At 35.4% G+C, this 7,052-nt stretch carries 7 protein-coding genes; 5 read left to right on the top strand and 2 right to left on the bottom strand.

Annotation, left to right across the window (positions count from 1 at the left end; translation table 11 throughout):
• Positions 1-419 precede the first annotated feature (419 nt).
• Positions 420-1,763, top strand: a complete 1,344-nt coding sequence (radA, locus tag OZD64_RS03060; RefSeq protein WP_070356933.1) for a DNA repair protein RadA — start codon at positions 420-422, stop codon at positions 1,761-1,763.
• Here the strand turns inward: radA and ftsY are convergent.
• Positions 1,750-2,661, bottom strand: coding sequence for a signal recognition particle-docking protein FtsY (gene ftsY / locus OZD64_RS03055; RefSeq protein ID WP_010962907.1), 912 nt, complete (start codon positions 2,659-2,661; stop codon positions 1,750-1,752). The two genes, radA and ftsY, sit on opposite strands and share 14 nt — an antisense overlap.
• Positions 2,662-2,852: 191 nt before the next feature.
• Between ftsY and iscU the strand changes: the two genes are divergently transcribed.
• The 4 genes from iscU to hscA are packed head-to-tail and all read left to right on the top strand — an operon-like array spanning position 2,853 to position 5,839.
• Positions 2,853-3,236, top strand: a complete 384-nt coding sequence (gene iscU, locus OZD64_RS03050; protein ID WP_007548853.1) for a Fe-S cluster assembly scaffold IscU — start codon at positions 2,853-2,855, stop codon at positions 3,234-3,236.
• Positions 3,237-3,248: 12 nt separating this feature from the next.
• Positions 3,249-3,662: a HesB/IscA family protein gene (locus tag OZD64_RS03045; protein WP_274999274.1), complete on the top strand. Its 414-nt coding sequence runs from the start codon at positions 3,249-3,251 to the stop codon at positions 3,660-3,662.
• A complete protein-coding gene (locus tag OZD64_RS03040) occupies positions 3,655-4,113 on the top strand; it encodes an iron-sulfur cluster co-chaperone HscB C-terminal domain-containing protein (RefSeq protein ID WP_010962909.1) in 459 nt (152 codons plus the stop codon). Before OZD64_RS03045 ends, OZD64_RS03040 begins: the two co-directional genes overlap by 8 nt.
• Entirely contained in the window at positions 4,091-5,839 is a 1,749-nt protein-coding gene (gene hscA, locus OZD64_RS03035) for a Fe-S protein assembly chaperone HscA (protein WP_010082333.1), read from the top strand. Before OZD64_RS03040 ends, hscA begins: the two co-directional genes overlap by 23 nt.
• A gap of 7 nt (positions 5,840-5,846) precedes the next feature.
• Here hscA and lepB read toward each other — a convergent pair whose 3' ends face one another.
• The gene (gene lepB, locus OZD64_RS03030; RefSeq protein ID WP_010962911.1) at positions 5,847-6,593 is read right to left on the bottom strand and encodes a signal peptidase I; all 747 of its coding nucleotides are present in this window, start codon (positions 6,591-6,593) and stop codon (positions 5,847-5,849) included.
• Positions 6,594-7,052 lie beyond the last annotated feature (459 nt).

Raw genomic sequence — 7,052 nt, 5'->3', positions numbered from 1 at the left:
TACAAGACATCAAAAAATGCCAATACTCGACAGAGATAGTAAAAGACTAGCTAACTCGGGGATTCTTTGTCTTTTTTTCTGCTTAGTAAACTTCTTAAACATTTGCAGCGTAAGTTAGTTGCAATTAAAAGCAGCTTAATCTTGCTTGTCAAGCGTTTAAAACATAAAAAACGCCAATATTTTAAAGCGGATAATAACCCCAGGGCTTCTTTTGCCTTTTTTTTCATTTGGTAAATTTCTTAACGTTTGTAGCTAAACGACAACCGTCATCCCGCTACGTGTTAGCGGGATCTATGCTTTGAGATACCGCGAATGAATCGCGGTATGACATAGGGAACCCTTTCTTGGGTTAGCTATAGATTTACTTCGCATATTCAGCTAATTTTTATTACAATTACAACAAAATAATTTTGGCTTTGATGAAAACTGTATATGTATGTCAATCCTGTGGTCACAGCACTGGTAGGTGGGTAGGGAAGTGCATCGCATGTGACAATTGGGATACAATTGTTGAGGAAATAGCAGTAAAAACGGGCAAAAGAAGTATATCTGCACCAATTTTAATAAAGACGTTATCGGGTAGCGAAATTATCACTCCAAGTCGTTTTTTAACAGGAATAGAAGAATTAGATAGAGTTTTTGGTGGGGGTATCGTTCAAGGTGCTAGCATTTTAATTGGTGGCGAACCTGGTATCGGAAAATCCACCCTTTTGCTTAGAATTGCAGCTAATGTTGTGCAACTTTCCTCTTTTGAATGTCTTTATGTATCCGGCGAGGAGTCTTTAGAGCAGGTGAGTCTCAGAGCAAAGCGTCTTAAGATAAATGAACCTAAAATTAAGCTTTTATCTACAGTGTCTTTAACTGATGTAGTAGCAACAATAAAGGAAAATAAAAGTATTAAATTCTTAGTAATTGACTCTATACAAACAATGTATGATAGCAGAATTACATCGGCACCAGGAACTGTAACTCAGGTTCGTACTTGCGCACATGAATTAACTATTCTTGCGAAACAATATGGTGTTTCTCTTTTAATAGTTGGTCATATAACTAAGGATGGACAAATAGCTGGACCCAAAACTCTGGAGCATATGGTGGATACGGTATTATATTTTGAAGGTGAAAATAGCAATCAATATCGCATTTTGCGTACTATTAAAAATAGATTTGGCCCTGCAAATGAAATTGGTGTTTTTGAGATGTCTGAAGCAGGACTTGTGCCTGTTGATAATCCATCATCATTGTTTCTGATGGCCCATGACAGAGAAGTAGTTGGCAGCGCCGTATTTGCAGGAATTGAAGGTTCAAGACCAATTTTAATGGAAGTGCAAGCATTAATAGCAGGGACTAATATGGCAACCCCAAGAAGGGCAGTAGTTGGGTGGGATATTAATAGATTGGCTATGATCATCGCGGTGCTAAATGCTCGTTGCAAAATGTTTTTGCATGATAAAGAGGTATACCTAAACATTGCAGGGGGACTCAAAATACAGGAACCATCGGCTGATCTTGCTGTTGCTGCTTCCCTTATTTCAAGTATAGTAAATTTACCGCTACCAACTTCTTCAATAATCTGCGGTGAAGTTGCACTTTCAGGAGAAATTAGGAACATCTCGCATGCTGATCTCAGACTAAAAGAAGCACAAAAGTTAGGATTCAAAAAAGCAATTATGCCTAAAAATGGTAACTATTCTTCTCATGATATTGAAATAATCAAGCTTGGTCACGTAAGGGAATTAAGAGAAGTCTTTAATTACAATTAAATAACGCTTCAGCAAATTCTTTGCTAGTAAACTCCCTTAAGTCCTCTATATTTTCGCCAATTCCTATAGCATGTAACTTTATCTTATAAGCTTCTGCAAGTCCAATTACCACTCCGCCCTTAGCAGTGCCATCTAACTTTGTTACGATTAGCCCGGTAACATTAACCATTTTGCTAAATGCTTCTAATTGGCTATAAGCATTTTGGCCGGTAGTTGCGTCAAGAACTAAAATAACGTCATGAGGGGCAGTGTCATCCAATTTCTTTATCGTTCTATATATTTTTGATAACTCCTCCATAAGGTTCACATTATTTTGCAGCCTTCCTGCTGTGTCAATTAGAACAACATCAACGTTATCTTTTATAGCTTGACTTACAGCTCTATATGCCACACTTGCAGAGTCGCTACCGTACTCTCCAGTAACAATCAAGCAATCAGAACGTTCTGCCCAAATGTTTAATTGTTCACTAGCAGCAGCTCTAAATGTGTCGCATGCAACAAGCATAACGGATTTTCCCATTTCCTTATATTTATATGCGAGCTTACCTATAGTCGTGGTTTTACCGTTACCATTTACTCCGCATACCATTATTATATGTGGTTTTTTGTTTAAAATTAGCGGTTGCACAGCAGGGTTCAATATCGATTCTATTTCGCTCATTAGCTGCTGTGTGATGGTATTATACTCAACTTCCTTGTCAAATTTGATGCTTGTGAGCCTATCGATAATCAACTTGGAAGTTTTATGACCAATATCCATGCTAATTAGCAATTCTTCTAATTCATCTAAAAGCGACTGATCTAATTTTTTTTTGCCAGAAAAAATACTTTTCACCCCGTCGCTAAAGCGAGAAGAAGTTTTTAACAGGCCCTGATAAAGGTTACTAAACAAACTCAAGGGATACTCCTTTTTAAATTATAAACTTAATTACAATATAAAGAATGACATGCACTACGCGAATTTGTAAAGTAAAATGCACTCAAAAACTACAATTTTACCTTACAAAAATTACACTTTTTGAGTGTATTTTACTTTAGTTTTTAACCTAAATATGTTATAATGTAGAATAGCGGTGCACAGGTAATTTTATGAGTTATAATGAGAAAATTTTAGATCATTACGAAAATCCAAGGAATGTTGGCTCTCTGGATAAAAATGATCCAAATGTTGGTACTGGCCTAGTTGGTGCACCATCGTGCGGTGATGTAATGAAATTGCAGATAAAGGTCAATGACAAAGGTGTTATTGAAGATGCAAAATTTAAAACTTTTGGTTGTGGTTCTGCCATTGCTTCAAGTTCCTTGTTAACAGAGATGATAAAGGGAAGAACCATCAGTGACGTTACACAGATAAAGAATACTCAAATAGTGGAAGAGTTGTCTTTACCTCCAGTGAAGATACACTGTTCGGTACTTGCTGAAGATGCTATAAAGGCTGCTATTCATGACTATCAAAGTAAACAAAAGAATTAAGAAGCTACGAACATGGGTGAATATCAAGAAGTAGGCGGAGTTGAAACTGTAAAAAAGAATAAAAAACTTATCACTATAACTGCGGAAGCAGTAGAAAGGATAAGGTATTTATTGGACCAAAAGAAGCATACTAACCTTGAGAAACCGGAAGAAGCAATAGGAATAAGAGTGCTAATTAAGCAAAAAGGATGTTCTGGTTTAAAATATGATATTGAATATGCATATGATACTCGTCCTTTAGAGTCGGTAATTGAAGAAAACTGTAGTGATGGCCAAAAAGTTAAAGTGTTGCTCGACCCAAAATCCGTCATGTTTATTCTTGGCTCTGAAATGGATTATGTAGAAGAAAAATTTTCATCGGGTTTTGTTTTCAAAAATCCTAATGAGAAAGGAAAATGTGGTTGTGGAGAGAGTTTTCATGTCTAGCAACTATTTTGCATTGTTTGAAATTGAACCAGCTTTCAATATCAGCTTTGATGAGTTAGAGAAAAAATATATTGAGCTAAGCAGGACTGATATAAATGAAAGACAGTCCCAAAACATGGAAAATATTAACAGAGCTTATCAGATACTAAAGTCACCGCTAAAACGTGCTGAGCATTTGCTGGATTTTTTTAATGTGAAAAGCCAAAAGGACCACTTAAATTCTGAAATATTAAGTGAATCAATGGAAATAAGAGAGTACTTACTAGACTGCGACGATCTACAATTTGCAAGTAGGATGATCGATGAAAAAATAAAAGGTTGCATTAAAAATCTAATTAACACTTTTGCTGTAAAGAATTTTGATAGAGCTGCTACACAAGTCTTAAGATTGAAATATTTATACAAGTCATTTGAGGAGATGAAGAAAAATGCAACCAATTCAAATTTCTGAACCAAATTCAAATGAAGTAGTTTTTGGTATAGATCTTGGCACTACCAACTCTTTAATTGCTATGGTAAATAAAGCTGGCAACGTGGAGATATTTAAAGATGAACAGGGAAGAGAGCTATTACCTTCTATCATTTCATGTGAAAATAATACATTGAAAACTGGCTATGATGTTGGCTCAAATGCAATCCACTCAATAAAACGTTTAATGGGTAAAAGTGTTAAAGATTTGAACAAGATGGGTGTTTATTTTGAAATAGATAACGAAAGTGAAAAAGTTATTAGAGTAAAATGTTCGGAGGAAAAGTATCTTACTCCTGTTGAGATTTCTGCTGAGATATTAAAAGCTTTATGTGAGAGGGTAAAAAAGTCTAAGGGGCTGGAAGTAAAAAAAGCAGTAATTACTGTGCCAGCTTACTTTGACGATTCAGCACGTAACGCAACTAAATATGCAGCAAAATTAGCTGGCATAGAAGTTCTTCGCCTCGTTAACGAGCCAACCGCTGCAGCGCTTTCTTACTCCATTGAAAAGAACAATAACAGTGGAATATATGCAGTTTATGACCTTGGTGGTGGAACATTTGATATTTCGATATTGAAATTGCATCAAGGAGTGTTTCAAGTTCTTGCAGTTGGTGGTGATACCAAACTCGGCGGTGATGATTTTGATCATTTGCTGAGTTCAATTGTGATTGATAAGTATAGAGAAAAGACGGCTAAGCAACTAAATTCCTTACTTATCGAATCACGCTCTGTGAAAGAGTACCTAAGCAATCACACTATAGGTATCTTCGAATTTAATGTTAACGGCAAGCCATTTGAGTGCGAAATTACCAGAGAAGAATTCGAGCAGGCAATCAGTTCTTTGGTCAATAAGACTATCAATATAGTCACTCGTACTATAAGTGATATAGATCTTAAAATTGATGATATAAAAGGAGTAATTTTAGTTGGTGGTGCAACTAGAACACCATTGGTTCAAAATTCACTAGTCAAACTCTTTGGAAATAAAGTACTAAATGACGTGGATCCAGATAAAGCAGTTGCCATTGGGGCAGCTCTGCAGGCTCATGATTTAACTTCGAGCTCAAAAGATAGGAATATTCTCCTGGATGTTTTACCTCTATCACTTGGCATAGAAACTATGGGAGGCATAGTTGAAAAAATCATACCAAGAAATACGCCACTGCCAGTTTCAGAAACAAAAGAGTTTACAACTTATATTGATGGGCAAACAGCAATGAAAATTCATGTTTGTCAGGGAGAACGTGAAATGATAGAGGATAACAAATCTCTAGCGCAGTTTGAACTAAAAGGTATACCGCCACTGCCTGCAGGTTCTGCAAGAGTTGAAATAGAATTTACAGTTAACGTTGACGGAATCTTGACTGTTACTGCAAGAGAAAAAACTACTGGAATTGAGCAGACAGTTAAAGTAAATTCAAGTTTTGGCTTAAGTGAAGCTGATGTTCAAAATATGGTTAACCAGTCAATAAACAGTTTTGACGAAGATATGAAGGCTCGTTCCCTTGCAGGTGCTAAAATTAATGGAAATAAACTCATACACTTGGTTGAAAACAATAATAACCTTTCCACTGATCAAAAGTTGAAAAACCTATTACAAAATGCAAAAAACGCTTTACAAGGCAATGACTTGAATGAAATTAACAACACTATCGCCGAGTTAGAAAATTCTTCTTTAGAGTTGTGTGAATTAACAAATAGGTAGAAAAAGCTTACACAACCTTGTGCAATACCCTATTTAATCTCAAAGCAACAGGTAACCTGAAATTAAATGGTAACCAATCGACCTTTCCTAATTTAAATGATAAACCAACTATGCTTACACGCCCAATGATATTTTCCATTGGTACAAAACCAACTTCAGGAAACCTACTATCTAAAGAATTATTTCTATTGTCTCCCATAACGAAAAATTGATCGTTAGGTACATAATAAACCGGAGTGTTATATGATAGCTTATTAGAAATGTCATCTACCAAAATCTCATGTTCCTTGCCACTTAAAAGCGTTTCTATATATCTTGGTATGTTACGATTTGACTCATAATCAAAAAAACTTTCAATTTGCCTTCGCTCTACTTTCTGATCATTTAGGTATAATTCTCCCTCTATCATTTGCACTTTGTCACCTGGTGTTCCTATTACTCGCTTAACAAACCTGATGCTGTCATTTCTTGTGGGTTTGAAAACTACTATGTCGCCACGCTTTGGAGGGGTATAAAAAATCCTGCCGCTAAAAATGTTTGGAGAAAATGGAAAGGAGTGTTTACTGTAACCGTATGAATATTTACTAGTAAAAATGTAATCCCCTTCAAGTAGGGTGCTTTTCATTGAACCAGAAGGTATATGAAATGGCTCGAATAAAAAACTACGTATTGATAGCGCAATCAACAGTAAAAAAAACAATGAAGATAAAAATCTTCCCGTTCTTATCACCCAGTTTTTGCTTAGTTCTTCCAACTTTTCCAACTTTGTTTTTCTTATAGATTAAGCTTATTATAATACATAAATTAAAAAATGGTAATATGAAATTTTACTTGTGAATGTTATTCCTCTATTCAAAACAATTTTGAAAAGGCGGTTCATTTCTTTCAACGGTGTCATCCAAGTAGCGTGACACATAACTGTACGAACATTGCAATTTGCAGGTGGCAGATGAAAGTAGCTGATGCACATCTGTACGAACATTTGCTTTTGTTAAGGTAATATGGTGTTATGAAAGTAGCTGACACTGGAATGGCTTTGTTGCATCGCTACTTATGAAAGGCTAACTATAGTTAGGATTATAAGCAACCTATTGAAAATCTTGTTTTTTTGCAATCAATCTGATCAAATTTAAGAATAGTAATTTGTTATTTATATTAATAAATTTAATTCTATTGAAAATAGCTAAAGCATTGAAATTCTTGAATTTTAGCC

The sequence above is a fragment of the Wolbachia endosymbiont of Drosophila tristis genome (assembly GCF_028981745.1).
GTDB lineage: Bacteria > Pseudomonadota > Alphaproteobacteria > Rickettsiales > Anaplasmataceae > Wolbachia > Wolbachia pipientis.
This window is presented reverse-complemented; position numbering and strand designations above follow the sequence as displayed.